The organism is Bacteroides sp. ZJ-18 (assembly GCF_011038705.2).
Taxonomy (GTDB): Bacteria; Bacteroidota; Bacteroidia; order Bacteroidales; family Bacteroidaceae; genus Bacteroides; species Bacteroides hominis.
On the sequence record NZ_CP072198.1, the window covers coordinates 4,248,600 to 4,265,173 of the forward strand.

The 16,574-nt window shown below is 46.0% G+C and carries 18 protein-coding genes; 12 read left to right on the top strand and 6 right to left on the bottom strand.

Going from position 1 to position 16,574, the window contains the following annotated elements:
• The first annotated feature begins 29 nt into the window (after positions 1-29).
• Positions 30-422, top strand: coding sequence for a hypothetical protein (locus G7Y45_RS17260; RefSeq protein WP_005807659.1), 393 nt, complete (start codon positions 30-32; stop codon positions 420-422).
• A 152-nt stretch (positions 423-574) separates the two neighbouring features.
• On the opposite strand, the gene G7Y45_RS17265 is transcribed toward G7Y45_RS17260, so the two are convergent.
• The 6 genes from G7Y45_RS17265 to G7Y45_RS17290 all read right to left on the bottom strand — a co-directional run bounded on the left by G7Y45_RS17265 (position 575) and on the right by G7Y45_RS17290 (position 4,055).
• Positions 575-1,156: a Maf-like protein gene (locus G7Y45_RS17265; protein ID WP_005807660.1), complete on the bottom strand. Its 582-nt coding sequence runs from the start codon at positions 1,154-1,156 to the stop codon at positions 575-577.
• A gap of 31 nt (positions 1,157-1,187) precedes the next feature.
• A complete protein-coding gene (locus G7Y45_RS17270; RefSeq protein ID WP_022012026.1) occupies positions 1,188-1,709 on the bottom strand; it encodes an HAD family hydrolase in 522 nt (173 codons plus the stop codon).
• A gap of 18 nt (positions 1,710-1,727) precedes the next feature.
• On the bottom strand, positions 1,728-2,519 hold the full coding sequence (locus G7Y45_RS17275; protein WP_005780614.1) for a Rossmann-like and DUF2520 domain-containing protein: 792 nt from the start codon (positions 2,517-2,519) through the stop codon (positions 1,728-1,730).
• Positions 2,516-2,848 (bottom strand): hypothetical protein, encoded by a 333-nt coding sequence (locus tag G7Y45_RS17280; protein ID WP_005780616.1) that lies wholly within the window; start codon positions 2,846-2,848, stop codon positions 2,516-2,518. The genes G7Y45_RS17275 and G7Y45_RS17280 overlap by 4 nt, the downstream gene beginning before the upstream one ends.
• A 2-nt stretch (positions 2,849-2,850) precedes the next feature.
• Complete coding sequence (locus G7Y45_RS17285) at positions 2,851-3,387, bottom strand: nitroreductase family protein (RefSeq protein ID WP_005780618.1); 537 nt, start codon at positions 3,385-3,387, stop codon at positions 2,851-2,853.
• A 125-nt stretch (positions 3,388-3,512) separates the two neighbouring features.
• On the bottom strand, positions 3,513-4,055 hold the full coding sequence (locus G7Y45_RS17290; protein WP_005780619.1) for a carbonic anhydrase: 543 nt from the start codon (positions 4,053-4,055) through the stop codon (positions 3,513-3,515).
• Positions 4,056-4,171: 116 nt separating this feature from the next.
• On the opposite strand from G7Y45_RS17290, the gene G7Y45_RS17295 reads away from it, so the two are divergent.
• The 11 genes from G7Y45_RS17295 (at position 4,172) to G7Y45_RS17345 (ending at position 16,570) form a co-directional block, all read left to right on the top strand.
• On the top strand, positions 4,172-5,155 hold the full coding sequence (locus tag G7Y45_RS17295; protein ID WP_005807663.1) for a GNAT family N-acetyltransferase: 984 nt from the start codon (positions 4,172-4,174) through the stop codon (positions 5,153-5,155).
• A 211-nt stretch (positions 5,156-5,366) separates the two neighbouring features.
• Positions 5,367-5,771 (top strand): methylmalonyl-CoA epimerase, encoded by a 405-nt coding sequence (gene mce, locus G7Y45_RS17300; protein ID WP_005780623.1) that lies wholly within the window; start codon positions 5,367-5,369, stop codon positions 5,769-5,771.
• A 125-nt stretch (positions 5,772-5,896) separates the two neighbouring features.
• On the top strand, positions 5,897-7,450 hold the full coding sequence (locus tag G7Y45_RS17305) for an acyl-CoA carboxylase subunit beta (protein WP_005780626.1): 1,554 nt from the start codon (positions 5,897-5,899) through the stop codon (positions 7,448-7,450).
• Positions 7,451-7,469: 19 nt separating this feature from the next.
• Complete coding sequence (locus tag G7Y45_RS17310; RefSeq protein WP_005780627.1) at positions 7,470-8,384, top strand: OadG family transporter subunit; 915 nt, start codon at positions 7,470-7,472, stop codon at positions 8,382-8,384.
• Between the two features lie 25 nt (positions 8,385-8,409).
• On the top strand, positions 8,410-8,841 hold the full coding sequence (locus G7Y45_RS17315; protein ID WP_005780629.1) for a biotin/lipoyl-containing protein: 432 nt from the start codon (positions 8,410-8,412) through the stop codon (positions 8,839-8,841).
• A 2-nt stretch (positions 8,842-8,843) separates the two neighbouring features.
• Positions 8,844-10,004: a sodium ion-translocating decarboxylase subunit beta gene (locus tag G7Y45_RS17320; protein ID WP_005780630.1), complete on the top strand. Its 1,161-nt coding sequence runs from the start codon at positions 8,844-8,846 to the stop codon at positions 10,002-10,004.
• A 152-nt stretch (positions 10,005-10,156) separates the two neighbouring features.
• Positions 10,157-11,491: a lipopolysaccharide assembly protein LapB gene (locus G7Y45_RS17325; RefSeq protein WP_032531667.1), complete on the top strand. Its 1,335-nt coding sequence runs from the start codon at positions 10,157-10,159 to the stop codon at positions 11,489-11,491.
• Between the two features lie 20 nt (positions 11,492-11,511).
• Positions 11,512-12,810 carry a tetratricopeptide repeat protein gene (locus G7Y45_RS17330; RefSeq protein WP_165015621.1) on the top strand — a complete coding sequence of 433 codons (1,299 nt, stop codon included), beginning with the start codon at positions 11,512-11,514 and terminating at the stop codon, positions 12,808-12,810.
• 166 nt (positions 12,811-12,976) lie between these two features.
• Entirely contained in the window at positions 12,977-14,827 is a 1,851-nt protein-coding gene (locus G7Y45_RS17335) for a glycoside hydrolase family 13 protein (protein ID WP_022012320.1), read from the top strand.
• Positions 14,828-15,047: 220 nt separating this feature from the next.
• On the top strand, positions 15,048-15,488 hold the full coding sequence (locus tag G7Y45_RS17340; RefSeq protein WP_005780636.1) for a MarR family winged helix-turn-helix transcriptional regulator: 441 nt from the start codon (positions 15,048-15,050) through the stop codon (positions 15,486-15,488).
• 14 nt (positions 15,489-15,502) lie between these two features.
• Complete coding sequence (locus G7Y45_RS17345) at positions 15,503-16,570, top strand: HlyD family secretion protein (protein WP_122296179.1); 1,068 nt, start codon at positions 15,503-15,505, stop codon at positions 16,568-16,570.
• The last annotated feature ends 4 nt before the right edge of the window (positions 16,571-16,574 follow it).

Sequence of the window (16,574 nt, forward strand, 5' to 3'; positions counted from 1 at the left end):
ATAATTATATAACATCAAAAACTTAATTTATGAAAAAGATTTTATTATTAGTATCCATCTGCATTTCATGTTCATCTTGCTGTACACTATTCAGCAGTTCCAAACAAGACATCACTTTTACGGGAATGAATGGAACTAAAATCTACGAAGCATCGACCAAACAGAAAATAGCGGAAATCAAAGAAGACAACAGTGTTACCGTCCAGATCAAAAAGAAAAGAGAAGACAAACAGTTATTGGCCAAAAAGGAAGGATACCAAACCACTCCCTTTGTCTTGGAATCTACTTTCAACAATGCCTGCCTGTGGAATATTTTATTCTGGCCCGGCTTCTTAGTCGACCTGGGCACGCAAAAGATGAACAAATGGGACAACACGATTATCAACATCGAAATGGAGAAAGAGAATACAGAAAACAAATAATCAACTCTCAGAATAGTGACCGTTACACAACTCAAGTTACCATCCTGATCCCTCCAAGGCAATAAACACGTATGGCATTCTCCTCCTTCCGATGAACGAGGAAAATGCCATACGAAATCAAGCGATATGAAGTTAGCGTCAGAAACAGCCTCCTACAGTTGTTTCAACTCCCGGTATAGCCTCTGGATAGGAAGCCCCATTACATTGAAGTAACTGCCGGAAATGGATTCAACCCCGACAAAACCGATCCACTCCTGCACGCCATACGAACCGGCTTTGTCCATTGGCTGATAGTGATCGACATAATAAATAATTTCGTCTTCATCAAGTGTTGCGAAACGGACATCTGTCACAGCAGCGAAACTCTTTTGCCACTCACAGGTGGTGAGGCATACCCCAGTGATCACCTGATGAGACTTACCGGAAAGATTTCGCAACATCTCTATGGCATCTTCACGTCCGGAAGGTTTCCCAAGTGCCTTACCTTCGTGCCAGACTATGGTATCGGCAGTTATCAAAAGTTCCTCCGGGTGCATCACAGACTGATAAGCGGCCGCTTTCTCACGGGCTATGAACAGCGGAATCTCTTCGCCTTGCAGAGAGTCGGGATAAGACTCATCGACATCGGGCAATGTTTTTACCACATAATCTACCCCCAAGCCGGTCATCAACTCTTTCCGTCGTGGAGAATTAGATGCCAATACGATTTTATAACGATTCAAGTTAGCAAGCATACTAATAAATTAAAGAGTTATATACTAAAAATCACCACCCGAAAGCATCATCCGACAACCATTTGCCTTGCGCTTTAAGTACTTGCTCCACCACATCACGTCCGCAACCGTATCCGCCGTCGGCATATGAAATGTAGCAGGCAACGGCTTTCACCTCGGGAGCGGCATCTTTGGGACAACAGGGCAATCCGCACTCACGCATCACTTCCATATCGGGAACGTCATCGCCCATGTAGAGTATCTCCTCGTCCGCGAGTCCATGCTTGTCACGGAAATCACGATAATCGTGTATCTTTATGGCAGAGCCTAAATAGAGATCGGATACCCCCAATCCGGCAAAGCGCTTCCGCACCGCATCGGTCCGTCCACCTGTGATAATGGCAATATGAAGACCTTTTTTCACAGCCAGCTGGATCGCATAGCCGTCTTTTATATTTACCGTACGCATCGGTTCACCCGACGGATGGAGTGGAATCACATCTGCACTCAACACTCCGTCTACATCAAAAGCAAGTGCTTTAATCCGGGTGAGGTCGTAATTGATAGTACTCATTCTTATTTATATTTGGGGTTAATGTCTTTCGTGGATACTTCGGCTAAGTAATTCATATAATTGTTGCATCCCGGGATCATCGGCAAGCATCCGCAAATGATTGCCGATGACGTTCTCGTCATAACGGATCGCAGGTCCCGTCTGTGCTGCTTTAGGTTCCAATTCGTGCACTTTACGGGCCGTTTCATCAATTAGCGGCAACATCACGTCGAACGGCAAGTTATATTTCTTAAGCAGTTCGGCGGCAAGGGCATACATGTGATTAGTGAAATTGCATGTGAACACAGCAGCCAGATGAAGGCTCTTGCGTTGTTCCGAATCGGCATCATATACACGGTTCGACAAGGTAGACGCAATAGCTTTCAGAAATGCGGCATCTTCGGTCGAAGAAGCTTCTATAAAGAAAGGAATCTCCTTAAAATCGACTTCCCGTTGCTTACTGAAAGTCTGCATGGGATAGAACACCCCATAATGTGACGCATGTCCTTCCCAAATACTCATCGGAATGCTGCCTGCCGTATGCACCATCAATGCCTCTTTCCGTTTACCGGCTACGATAGCGGGAAGAAGTTCGGCAAAGGCGGAATCTTTGAGCGAAATGATATACAACTTTGCATATGGATTCACCTCTTCAAGGCTCGTCGTATACTCAGCTTCTACTTTCTGCGCCAGCTCACGGGCCGACTCTTCCGTACGGCTATATACCTGTACGATACGGAATCCTTTCCGATAAAGAACCTTTGCCAGATTTGTGGCAAGATTCCCGGCACCGATAAACACAATCGGTGTATCTTCTATACTTCTTTTCATCGTGTTGAAATCAAATACAATATACCTCCGATTATCAATAAAGCCAAGGGCAGCAGGTAACCGGACATCGAACCAAGCAGTGAGACAATCAAGCCGATATTCAGTACCAGCCACAATCCGAGCAGCACCAGGCCGACGGATTTGTCCCGTTTGATAAACAGGAAAATAACCGCAGTGTAGAGCAAAAGATTATCTTTATTCATCACCCAGGGTATACCCAATGCAGAAAAGTGTATCAGTTTGTCTATCAGATAGAGCATCCCTATCACAATAAGGGTGACTGCCGTGGCTTTATATGTATCTTTATTGTTTGCTTTTACCGCACTCACCGCTACTTGCCTCCAAACTTATTAATATGGATTTTCTCCCATTGCAGATTATCTTCATTGAAGGGCTTACGCTCCATGCCTTTGTGCCCGATCGCAATGATGGACAACACCTGTAACTGCAAAGGAATGTCGAGCACACCACGCACAAACTCATCGGAAGGCATTCCGGCAGCAGTATAACGCTCGCGTACCTGCACCCAGCAACTGCCCAATCCCAAGTCTTCGGCCTGAAGCTGAATCATGATGGAAGCAATGGAAGCATCTTCAATCCAAACATCGCTTGCCAAAGGATCGGCAGTAACCACAATTGCCAGCGCGGCATCGGCAATGAAAGCAGAAGCCTGCTCTTTACAGTGCGAGAGTTCGCCAAGCAGCTTTTTATCATCGACCGCGATAAACTGCCAACTATTGCTACGTTTAGAAGTGGGAGCCATCAGAGCCGCTTTCAGCAAAGCGACTACCTCCTCCTGAGAAAGTTCTTCTCCTGTAAATTTCCGCATACTGCGGCGTTTCTTTATCAGTTCACTGAAATTTTCCATATACTATAAATGCATTGTTTTTAATAAACGAACATTTACCGCAGACTTATACAGAATCATAATAAAAAGTCCGATCTGTATGAATCTGCATAACCGGTAATGATTTCCCTGCAAAGATAGGCAATTTATTCCACTCTCGTCAATTCACCGGTCAGTGAATCGATGATAAAGCCATGCACCCGGACGTCTTTCGGGATCAGCGGATGGTTCTCGATAGAACGGACCGTCCCCCTGACAGACTCAACCGGATCGTCGAAACCTCCCAGCCACGAACTGAAGTCGACACCGCAGTAGCGTATCATGTCGATCGTTTCAGATTTGATTCCCCGCTCTTTCATGTGGGCAATCATTTCATCACTGTTCATGTGGCAAGCACCGCAATCCGAATGGGCAATGACCATAATTTCTTCCACCCCCAGTTCGATGATGGCTACCAGCAAGCTACGGATGACACTGCCGAAAGGATGGGAAATGACGGCACCGGCATTCTTTATAATCTTCACGTCTCCGTTGTGGATTCCCAAAGCAGCAGGCAGCAACTCAGTCAGACGGGTATCCATGCATGAAAGGATGGCGATCTTCTTATCGGGGTACTTGTTAGTAATATACTTTTCGTATCCCTTGTTCTCAACGAACTTTTTGTTGAATTCAAGAATTTCTTCTAACATAATCGAAACGGATTTTATTGTAGTATATCTACAAAGATAATCACAAAATAACAGGTCAACAAAATAAGCCCCGCAAATGTTGTAAAGAGAAATAAAAAATGTAAATTTGTCCCGATATGCCATTAAAACTGACTACATATTACCGAGGGAGTGAAATTCCGGATTTTCCCGGAACCAATACATTTCATTCAAAGGAGTTATTTCAGATTTATGAAGAAACTCCGGGCTACACTCCGCTCCTGATCATGGCTTCGGAAGATGGAAAACCAATTGCCCGGCTGCTTGCCGCCATCCGCAAAAGCATACGCATGTTTCCTCCTTCCCTTATCAAGCGATGTGAAGTTTATGGCACCGGCGAATATCTGACAGCAGAAGCCGATAAGGAAAAAATATTCGGTGAAATGCTGGAGCATCTCACCACAGAAGTATTGCGGAGTTCGTTCCTGATAGAATTTCGCAATCTTGAAAATGCCATGTTCGGTTACAAATACTTCCGGTCGAACAAATACTTCCCTGTCAACTGGCTGCGGGTACGCAATTCACTACACGGCACCGAAAGTGCGGAACAGCGTTTCAGCCCTTCCCGTATCCGCCAAATCAAGAAAGGGCTGAAAAATGGCGCATCGGTAGACGAAGCACACACGATAGAAGAAATCCGCGAATTCTCGAACATGCTGCGACATCTCTACTCGTCCCGCATCCGTAAGCACTTTCCCAATATCATCTTTTTCCAGCACATGGACACACGGCTGATCCACAGCAAGCAAGGTAAAATTTTCATTGTCCGCTACAAAGGAAAAATCATCGGAGGATCTGCCTGTATCTATTCAGGCAACGATGCCTACCTGTGGTTCTCGGGAAGTATGCGGAAAACCTATGCTCTGCAATACCCGGGTATACTGGCTGTATGGAAAGCTTTACAAGACGCACATCAAAACGGGTTCCGTCACATGGAATTCATGGATGCCGGACTCCCCTTCAAGAAACACGGTTACCGCGACTTCGTACTCCGCTTCGGCGGCAAACAAAGCAGTACCCGACGCTGGTTCCGCTTCCGCTGGCAGTGGCTGAACAATCTGCTGATCAAAATATATGTCTAAAAATCAAGCATCCTCTGGGTTTAAAACCAAAGAAGAATTGGCTTGAAACCAACAATGCCTACCTTTTAAAGTAACGCCCCTTGGGTTTTAAACCTATTTTCACCATAATTAATTGCAGAAAAATTTCTTTATTAAACAAGAATTGATTTTCTTTGTGCTGTTTTATACCATTCCAAAAAGACGATTAAAACCAAAATTAAAAAATATAGTTATGAAGATTTCACACATTGAACACTTGGGCATTGCCGTAAAAAGTATCGAGGAAGCCCTTCCGTATTATGAAAACGTATTAGGTTTGAAATGCTACAACATCGAAACTGTAGAAGATCAAAAAGTAAGAACAGCCTTCCTGAAGGTAGGTGATACCAAAATCGAATTACTGGAACCGACATGTCCGGAAAGTACCATCGCCAAATTCATCGAAAACAAAGGCGCAGGTGTTCATCACGTTGCATTTGCCGTTGAAGACGGTGTGGCTAACGCTCTGGCAGAAGCCGAAAGCAAGGAAATCCGCCTGATCGACAAAGCCCCGCGCAAAGGAGCCGAAGGCTTAAATATCGCTTTCCTTCACCCGAAATCAACTTTGGGCGTACTGACCGAACTCTGTGAACACTAAAAAAGAGATACGACTTGACAAGCACAGAATGTATGATTGAAAACACCTTTGGTTATCAATTTTCAACCGTACATCGCAAATCGTCTAATCGTAAATATTATAACCCTTTAAATTAAGAAAAACTCATGAGTAACCAGCTTGAAAAAGTAAAAGAGCTTATTGAACTTCGCGCTCAGGCTCGTTTAGGTGGTGGCGAAAAGGCTATTGAAAAACAACACGCCAAAGGCAAATATACGGCCCGCGAGCGTATTGCACAGTTGCTTGACGAAGGTAGTTTCGAAGAACTGGATATGTTTGTTCAACACAGATGTACTAACTTCGGACAAGAAAAGAAACATTTCCTCGGCGACGGTGTAGTAACCGGTTATGGAACAATAGAAGGTAGATTAGTATATGTTTTCGCACAAGATTTCACCGTATTCGGTGGTTCACTGTCGGAAACCATGGCACAGAAGATCTGTAAAGTAATGGACATGGCCATGAAGATGGGTGCTCCTGTTATCGGTATCAACGACTCGGGTGGCGCACGTATTCAGGAAGGTATCAACGCTCTGTCCGGTTATGCTGAAATTTTCCAGCGTAATATCATGGCATCGGGTGTTATTCCACAGATTTCGGGTATTTTCGGTCCGTGTGCCGGAGGTGCGGTTTACTCTCCTGCCCTGACAGACTTCACGCTGATGACCGAAGGTACATCTTACATGTTCCTCACCGGACCTGCTGTAGTAAAAACAGTAACAGGTGAAGACGTATCTCAGGAAGACCTGGGAGGTGCAAGCGTACATGCCAGCAAGTCGGGTGTAACCCACTTCACAGCCGAAACCGGAGAAGAAGGTCTGGCGATCATCCGCAAACTTCTCAGCTTTATCCCGCAAAACAATCTGGAAGAAGCCCCATTGGTGAACTGTACCGACCCGATCGACCGTATGGATGACCTATTGAACGAAATTATCCCCGACAGCCCGAACAAACCGTACGATATGTACGAAGTGATCGGTGCCATCATCGACAACGGTGAATTTCTGGAAGTACAGAAAGACTACGCCAAAAATCTTATCATCGGTTTTGCCCGCATGAACGGACAGTCGGTAGGTGTGGTTGCCAACCAACCTAAATATCTGGCAGGCGTGCTCGACAGCAACGCATCACGCAAAGGCGCCCGTTTCGTTCGTTTCTGCGACGCATTCAACATCCCGCTGGTAACATTGGTAGACGTTCCGGGATTCCTTCCGGGCACAGGTCAGGAGTACAATGGTGTGATCCTGCACGGAGCCAAATTGCTGTATGCTTACGGCGAAGCCACTGTACCTAAAGTGACCGTAACCCTGCGTAAGTCTTACGGCGGTTCACACATCGTAATGAGTTGCAAGCAACTTCGCGGTGACATGAACTATGCATGGCCGACAGCCGAAATCGCCGTAATGGGTGGTGCCGGTGCAGTAGCGGTATTGTATGCCAAGGAAGCCAAAGATCAGGAAAACCCTGCTCAATTCCTGGCAGACAAGGAAGCCGAGTATACCAAACTCTTCGCAAACCCGTACAATGCGGCCAAATACGGCTACATCGACGACGTTATCGAACCGAGAAACACTCGTTTCCGCGTGATCCGCGCTTTGCAACAGCTGCAAACTAAGAAATTAACCAACCCTGCTAAAAAGCACGGTAATATTCCATTGTAACAAATAAAAATCGATTGTTATGAATAAGAAAAGAATCGGGATATTTATCGCTCTGCTGGCAATGGTTTGCATGGGGCTCAGGGCGCAAAGTGCCACCAGTCTGAAAATCAATGAAGTTTTGGTCATCAACGACCAGAACTATCAGGATGATTACGGACTGCACAATGCGTGGATAGAGATATTCAATACCTCTTTCGCTTCGGTAAATCTGGAAGGTTGCTTTCTGACGAACGATAAAAACAATCCGACCAAATATCCTATTCCCAAAGGCGACGTGCTGACGTTAATCAAGCCACGCCAACATGCTTTGTTCTGGGCAGACGGGATGCCTAACCGGGGTACGTTTCATGTAAACTTTACGCTCGATCCGGACAAAGAGAACTACATTGCTCTGTATGATTCCAACGGTAAAACTTTGATTGACGAGGTAACCATCCCTGCCGGTCAGCTTGCCGACCGTTCATACGCCCGTGAAAAAGACGGAAGTGCTAACTGGGTAGTAAAAGGTGGCGGAGAACATAGTTATGTCACTCCAAGCACCAACAATATGACTATCGACAAAAACCCGAAGATCGAGAACTTCAAAAAGCACGACTCTATCGGTATTGGTATGGCCATCATTGCCATGTCAGTCGTATTCATTGGTTTGGTACTTTTGTATCTTTCATTCAAGGCGGTAGGTAATATCGCTGTCAGACTGGGTAAGAAAAACGCAATGAAAGCCACCGGTATCACCGACAAGACGGAAGCGAAGGAGAAGAACCTGGGTAGCCACACAGGTGAAGAGACCGCCGCTATCGCCATGGCTTTGCACGAATACCTGAATGACGCTCACGACGTTGAAGACATGATTCTGACTATCAACAAAGTGAAACGCACCTACTCACCGTGGAGTTCGAAGATCTACACACTGCGTCAGACTCCGAGAAGATAATTACTAACCCTAATAAAATGAAGCAATGAAACAATATAAATATAAAATCAACGGCAACCTTTACAACGTTACAGTGAACGATGTAGAAGATAACATAGCCAATGTTGAAGTAAACGGAACCTCTTACAAAGTAGAGTTGGATACTCCCGTCAAAGCTGCTCCGAAACCGGTTACCCGTCCGGCAGCCGCTCCGAAAACCGAATCGGGAGCTCCGGTAGTGACCAAACAGCCGACAGCTTCCAAGAGAGACGGCGTGAAATCTCCGCTGCCGGGTGTCATCCTCGACATCAAGGTGAAAGCAGGAGACACTGTCAAGAAAGGCCAGACTATCATCATCCTTGAGGCTATGAAGATGGAAAACAACATCAATGCCAATAAAGATGGAAAAGTAGCAGAAATTAAAGTTAATAAAGGAGATTCTGTACTTGAAGGTACAGACCTCGTAATCATTGAATAATTATGGGAGATTTCGTATCATTCTTAGGGAATAACCTTGTTGACTTCTGGGGATACACCGGTTTCGCAAACGCGACACCCGGACATCTTTTCATGTTGCTAATCGGTCTTTTCTTTATCTACCTTGCCGTAGCCAAAGAATTCGAACCGATGCTGCTGATCCCCATTGGCTTCGGTATTCTGATCGGTAATATTCCATTCAATATGGAAGCCGGATTAAAAGTGGGTATTTACGAAGAAGGTTCGGTACTGAACATCCTTTATCAAGGTGTAACCTCCGGTTGGTATCCGCCGCTTATTTTCTTAGGCATCGGGGCCATGACGGACTTCTCGGCACTGATCTCCAACCCCAAACTGATGCTGATCGGAGCTGCCGCACAGTTCGGTATCTTCGGCGCTTACATCATTGCCCTCCTCATAGGATTTGAGCCTAACCAAGCCGGTGCTATCGGTATCATCGGTGGTGCCGACGGACCGACGGCGATCTTCCTTTCGTCTAAACTGGCTCCGAACCTGATGGGTGCCATCGCCGTATCAGCCTATTCTTACATGGCACTGGTACCGGTGATACAACCGCCCATCATGCGTGCGCTGACCACTAAACACGAACGCCTGATCCGCATGAAACCACCAAGAATCGTATCGCATACCGAAAAAGTGATTTTCCCCATCGTGGGTCTGTTGCTCACTTGCTTCCTGGTTCCGTCGGGTCTGCCTTTGCTGGGTATGCTGTTCTTTGGTAATTTATTGAAAGAAAGCGGTGTAACCCGTCGCTTGGCAAATACTGCCAGCGGTCCGTTGATCGATGTCATCACTATCCTGTTGGGACTGACTGTGGGAGCTTCTACCCAAGCCTCACAATTCCTCACCTGGGATTCTATCCTGATCTTCATCCTCGGTGCATTCTCTTTCATCATTGCCACTACCTCGGGTGTCTTGTTTGTGAAGTTCTTCAATCTCTTCCTGAAGAAAGGCAACAAGATCAATCCGCTGATCGGTAATGCAGGTGTATCTGCCGTACCCGACTCGGCGCGCATCTCACAAGTGGTCGGTTTGGAATACGATCCGACTAACTATCTGCTGATGCACGCTATGGGTCCGAACGTGGCGGGAGTAATCGGTTCAGCCGTAGCTGCCGGTATCCTGCTCGGATTCCTTATGTAGTTTAAAAGCTTTTTCATAAAATAGAACCGGGGCGTCTCTCTTTGCGAAAAGAGAGGCGCCTTGCATTTTACGTTAATCTATCTAAAAGACGTTACGAACCCTTCGTAGAAACGATATTTTTACTAACTTGCAGGCAATAAAACATACGCCCTATGAAAACAAAAGCTATGAAACCACTCATCTTTATCTTTTGCTTGTGTCTTAGCCCCATACTAACGGCACAGAACACGAATCAAAACAAGATTCAGGAAGCAATGGCAAACTATGATTACGAGACTGCCATTGAACTGATCAACAAAGAGAAGCCTACCATCCCGCTATTGATGCAGCAAGCCAAAGCCCTGAAAGGAATCGGCAACAACGCCGAGGCTCTCCGTGTCATCCGCCAAGTAATTACGGCAGATTCTACCAACCAACAGGCACACATCGAAGCCGCGGAATGTTGCAAAGCAATGGCTAAATATAACGATGCATTGGACTATTACCGGAAAACCATCACCTTGAATCCCAAGAACAAGTATGCCCGCTTGCAATTTATCAACTTGCTTTGCAATACGAAAAATTATGCCGAAGCTTTTGGAGAGAGCTCAATGATGTCCGAAACGGACAGTTCGGCCGTGGTACTCCACCTACAGGCACAGAGCCTTGAAGGAATGCAACAAATACTGCCTGCCATCGGCTGTTATGAAATCATTCAGGACAAATACCCGGACGACTATTTAGCAGCGGCCAAACTGGGAAATCTGAACATAGCGGCAGGATATCCCGAATACGCGATCAAAGCAACCGAACGCTACAGAGAACGGGATTCAACCAACCTGATCGTAAACCAGCAAAACGCACTTGCCTATTGTCGTGCCCAACAATACCCGATGGCCATCAAACGTTACGAAAATCTATGCCAGCAGGGAGACAGCAGTACACAAACATTATACTATCTGGGAATCAGCTATTATGCCGATGAATATTATTATGAAGCACACGCATGCTTCAGCAAACTGTACAAAGATATGGAAGAAGATCCGAACTTGCTCTATTATCTGGGACGATGTTGCGCCAAGACTTCCTGGAAAAAGGAAGGCATAGAACATCTGGAGAAAGCCATCGAACTTACCATCCCCAAAGACAGTGCCATGATCCGTCTTTACAAAGGCTTGGTCGATTGCTGTAAACTGGCAAGAGACACACCCAAACAAATCCAAGCCCTCAAAGAGCTGTATAAATATGATAAGACGAACCATAAACTACTTTATGACATCGCCTGGAATTATTCATATCAGCTAAAAGACCACAAATCAACCGAACGTTATTTGCAGGCCTTCTTAAAGACCCGGAACAAAGACGCCAAAAAGGAGGAAGCCACCGCCGAAACAGGAGAACTCGTTCTGGGACTTGAAAACTACTACAACGCTGCCGATAAGTGGCTGAAGGACTTACAGAAAGAAAAATTCTTCAACGAGGGAATACCGGAACAAAGCCCGAAATAACAAAACCTATATTTACTCATATGAAATACCTCCTGATCCTCCTCTGTCTGGGCTTCAATGTAGCATTGTCCGCTCAGAACGTAACTTCTATCCAGGAAGCAATGGCAAACTATGACTACAAAACGGCCATCAGACTGATCGATGGAGAAACTGCTTCATCGCAATTATTATTACAAAAAGCCAAGGCTTTAAAGGGATTGGGACACACTGCCGAAGCCTTGTCCACTTTACAACATATCATTTCCGGATTACCCGAAAACCAGCAGGCATTGATAGAAGCCGCTGAATGTTGCAGGCAACTGAGCAAGTACAACGAGGCCTTGGAATACTATCGGAAAGTTTTGAAGTTAAATCCGGAACATACTTACGCACACCTGCAATACACCCGTCTACTATACAACCAGCAGCGATATGGAGATGCACTGCACGAAAGCGTCACATTGGCCAAGAAAGACAGTTCCGCTACCGTATTACGATTAATGGCAGAAAGTATGGAAGGACTTAACATGCCGATAGAAAGCATGTTATGTTACATTTCCATCATCAGAAAATATCCTTCCGACTATCTGTCTGTTGCCAGATTGGGCAGCATACTCAATACGATGCAGGATTATGAAGGGGCAATCGCCCTGACAGAAGGATATCGCCAAATGGATAGTACCAATGTAAAGGTAAACCGACAGAACGCCCTGGCTTATTGTCTGCACAAAAACTACCCCATGGCAATCAAACGTTATCAAGATCTGACAAGCCAGGGAGACAGTACCCTGCTGACATGTTATTATCTGGGGGTCAGCTATTATGCCACGAAAGAATACTTTAAAGCACGCGATTGGCTGCTTAAAGCAAAATCCCGCCAGTCCCCCAGCGCCAACCTGCTCTACTACTTGGGACGCTCCTGCTCCAAGACTTTGTGGAAACAAGATGGGATTGAGTATCTGAATCAGGCCATCGACCAGACTATCCCCACCGACAGTATAATGGAACGTCTCTATTTCGGACTTGCGGATTGTTATAAAGAGGCCAAACAGACCCGCGAGCAGATAAAAGCAATCAAAGAACAATATAAGTATGCCCCCGACAGGCATATATTGCTTTATAACATGGCCTTTCTATCCGATAAAATCAAAGATACAAAAGCCACAGAGCGCTACTTGCAAGCTTTTTTACGAACAAAGTCCCAACAGAAGGCAATAGAGCTGCAACAAGATAGCGACGTCGAAGAGGAGGAGCCCGCACCTCGCATAGACTATTATAAAAGTGCCGCCAATAAACTGGAAAGTATCCGAAAGGAAAAATTCTTCAAAGGAGAAAAGTAGGTATCCAAAGTGGCTTTTGTGCACATTACAAATGCCCGATTCAGGTTTAAGCATCTCCTATGAAAACGTTTGCATAAATAGATGGCGGACAGTAAGGAAGAAAACAGGAACCAATCCGATGATTTATCCTATATTAGCAGCATCTAAATAATAACGAGCTAATATCATGAAAAAATTATTGTTCTTCTTAGGTTCTCTCTTACTTTCATTAAGTACTTATGCAGCCATGAACGTATCAAAAATCGATCCGCCCTTCTGGTTCACCGGCATGAACAATCCGGAACTCCAGTTAATGGTATACGGCGAAGGCATCGGCCAGGCATCCGTATCAGTAAACTATCCCGGAGTATCACTCAGCAGCGTCGTGAAGCTGGAAAGCAACAATTATCTGCTTGTCTATCTTCATCTCGATAAAGATGTTAAACCGGGGAAAATGCCTATTACATTCACTCTCGGAAAGAAAAAGCTGGTTAAGGATTACGAATTGAGAGCACGTAGCAAAGCAGGAGCCGACCACAAAGGCTTTGACGCATCGGATGCCCTATATCTGTTAATGCCGGATCGCTTTGCCAATGGAAACCCGGACAACGACCAGATAGAAGGCATGGCAGAATATAAAGTAGACCGCAATGACCCGAACGCCCGCCACGGCGGTGACCTCGCCGGTATTGAACAAAACCTGGACTACTTTACCGACCTGGGAGTGACCGCACTCTGGTTCACCCCGGTACTTGAGAACAATATGAAAGGTGGTTCGTACCACGGCTATGCCACGACCGATTATTACAAGGTAGACCCACGTTTCGGTACCAACGAAGAATATCGCTCGCTGATAGACAAAGCTCACAACCGGGGCATTAAAGTCGTAATGGATATGATCTTCAACCATTGCGGAGTAGAACACCCCTGGATCAAGGATATGCCTTCGAAGGACTGGTTCAACCACTCCGATTTTAAAGACAACTTCGTACAGACGTCTTACAAACTGACTCCTCACGTAGATCCGTACGCCTCACAGTATGACTTCGACCAGATGAATGACGGCTGGTTTGTGGAAGCCATGCCCGACTTGAACCAGAAGAACCCTCACGTATACAAATATCTCCTGCAAAACAGTTTGTGGTGGATTGAATATGCCGATATCGACGGCATCCGGATGGATACTTACCCGTATGCCGACTACGATGCCATGAGCAACTGGATGAAGGAACTGAATGAAGAATATCCCAACTATAACACGGTAGGCGAAACCTGGGTAACCGAACCTGCCTACACAGCCTGGTGGCAAAAAGATTCCAAACTCTCCGCCCCACGCAACAGTAACCTGAAAACTGTGATGGACTTCAGTTTCTTCGACAAAATCAACACAGCCAAGAACGAAGAGACCGACACCTGGTTCAAAGGTCTGGATCGGGTATACAACAACTTTGTATACGATTATCTGTATCCCGATCCCGCATCCGTGCTGGCTTTCATAGAGAATCACGATACCGACCGCTTTCTGGGTGAAGGTGAAAATCTCGACATGCTGAAACAGGCCTCTACCCTTTTGCTGACCACCCGGCGCATTCCGCAGCTCTATTACGGAACCGAAGTCATGATGAACGGAGTAAAGAGCAAAAGCGACGGTTATGTCAGAAAAGATTTCCCCGGCGGATGGGCCAATGATAAAGAAAACGCTCTTACTCCGGAGGGACGTACCAAACTACAGAACGAAAGCTATAACTTCTACCGCAATTTGCTGAACTGGCGCAAAGGCAACGATGTGATTGCCAAAGGCAGCATGAAACAGTTCATGGTTCAGCACGGTGTATATGCCTATGCACGCGAATATAACGGAAAAACAGTATTTGTCCTGTTGAACGGTACGGATAAGGAGGTGAAACTCCCTCTGAAATATTACGCTGAAGTACTGAAAGATAAAACTCAAGGCAAAGACGTCATTAGCGGAAAAATGATAATGCTGAACGAGGAACTGACAATGGCTCCACGCCAGTCAATGGTCATAGAGCTTTAGCCCCGTTCACCCCAAAGCAGGCTCGGGGTGTCAAAAGTCTTTTTACCACGGAGTAACACAGAGTAGCACAGAGTGTTTGCAATAATAATCAGCAACTTAAATCACCTCTGTATTACTCCGTGTTACTCCGTGGTGAATTTTGTCACGAATAATAATAGTCAAACATTTGACTATTATCGAAGAATATTGCTACCTTTGCACCGACCAAAAGAATACAACGATGACAAACAACGAATCGGCACGCGAGCTTATTCTACAAATCCTGCGAACCCGGATGGCTTTCCGTCAAACCCTTCAACGGGTGCTCAAACGGCACAACGTAGATATGACCTTCGAAATGCTGCAAGTAATGAATTGCCTGTGGAACGAACAAGGTATCAGCCAGCAGTCTCTGGCAGAGAAAACGGCAAAAGACAAAGCTTGCCTGACTAACCTGATCAATAACCTGGAGAAAAAGAATTGGGTGATACGGAAAGAAGATTCATCCGACCGGAGAAACCGGCTGATTTTTCTTACAGCACAGGGCGAGGAACTTGCCCTTACAGTGAAACCGCTGATCAACGATATCTATACCCAAACGGGAATAGAGATGGAGGTCAGCCGGATAAACGAATGTACCGAAGATTTAAAAAGACTGTACGAAGTTCTCAACGAAATCTAAAATCAACTCAGGCCATGTCCACCCATCAAGCGAAACAAAAAGAATTAAGAAAGCTGAAGTACAGAAACACCTTTCTCAACACGGTATGCATATTATTAGCACTGGCAGGTATCTCGTGGACAGTAAACTATTTCTGGAAATATGCCCGCTACGAAATAACCAATGATGCCGTAGTAGACCAATACATCGCTCCGCTCAACATCCGGATACCGGGATATATCAAAGAAGTACGTTTCACCGAGCACCAGTATGTACATGCCGGCGACACGCTCCTGATTCTGGATGACCGTGAATACCGGATCCGACTCAAAGACGCGGAAGCCGCTTTGATGGATGCCTTAGGCTCCAGAGAGGTTTTGAACTCCGGCATCCGGACCTCAGGAGTGAACATTGCCGTACAGGACGCCAACATAGCCGAAACCCAAGCACGGCTTTCACAGCAGGAAGCCGAACTGAACCGATACACCCGGCTCCTGAAAAAACAGGCCATCAGCCAACAGGACTACGAACTGGCAAAAGCAAATTTTGAAGCAACCCGAGCACGTTACAATGCCCTCCTGCGCCAGAAAGAAGCCGCCCAATCGCAGTACTCTGAAACCAGTAAACGCAGTACCAGTGCCGAAGCCAATATCCTCCGTAAAGAGGCCGAAGTGGATATGGCTAAACTGAACCTATCATATACCGTCGTCACCGCACCTTATGACGGATACATGGGACGGCGCACCCTTGAACCGGGACAGTTCGTACAAGGGGGACAGACTCTCTCGTATCTGGTACGAGGCAATGATAAATGGGTAACTGCCAACTATAAAGAGACTCAGATAGCCCACATCTACATCGGACAAAAGGTTCGCATTAAAGTAGATGCTTTCAGCGGCCGGACCTTTCATGGAACCGTCACGGCCATTTCCGAAGCTACCGGGTCAAAATACTCCCTGGTGCCTACCGACAATTCGGCCGGGAACTTCGTCAAAGTACAGCAGCGCATTCCTGTCCGCATTGACCTCAACGATGCCTCACCCAAAGAGATGGAATGCCTCCGTGCCGGAATGATGGTAGAAACGGAGGCGGTCCGCCCATAAGCCT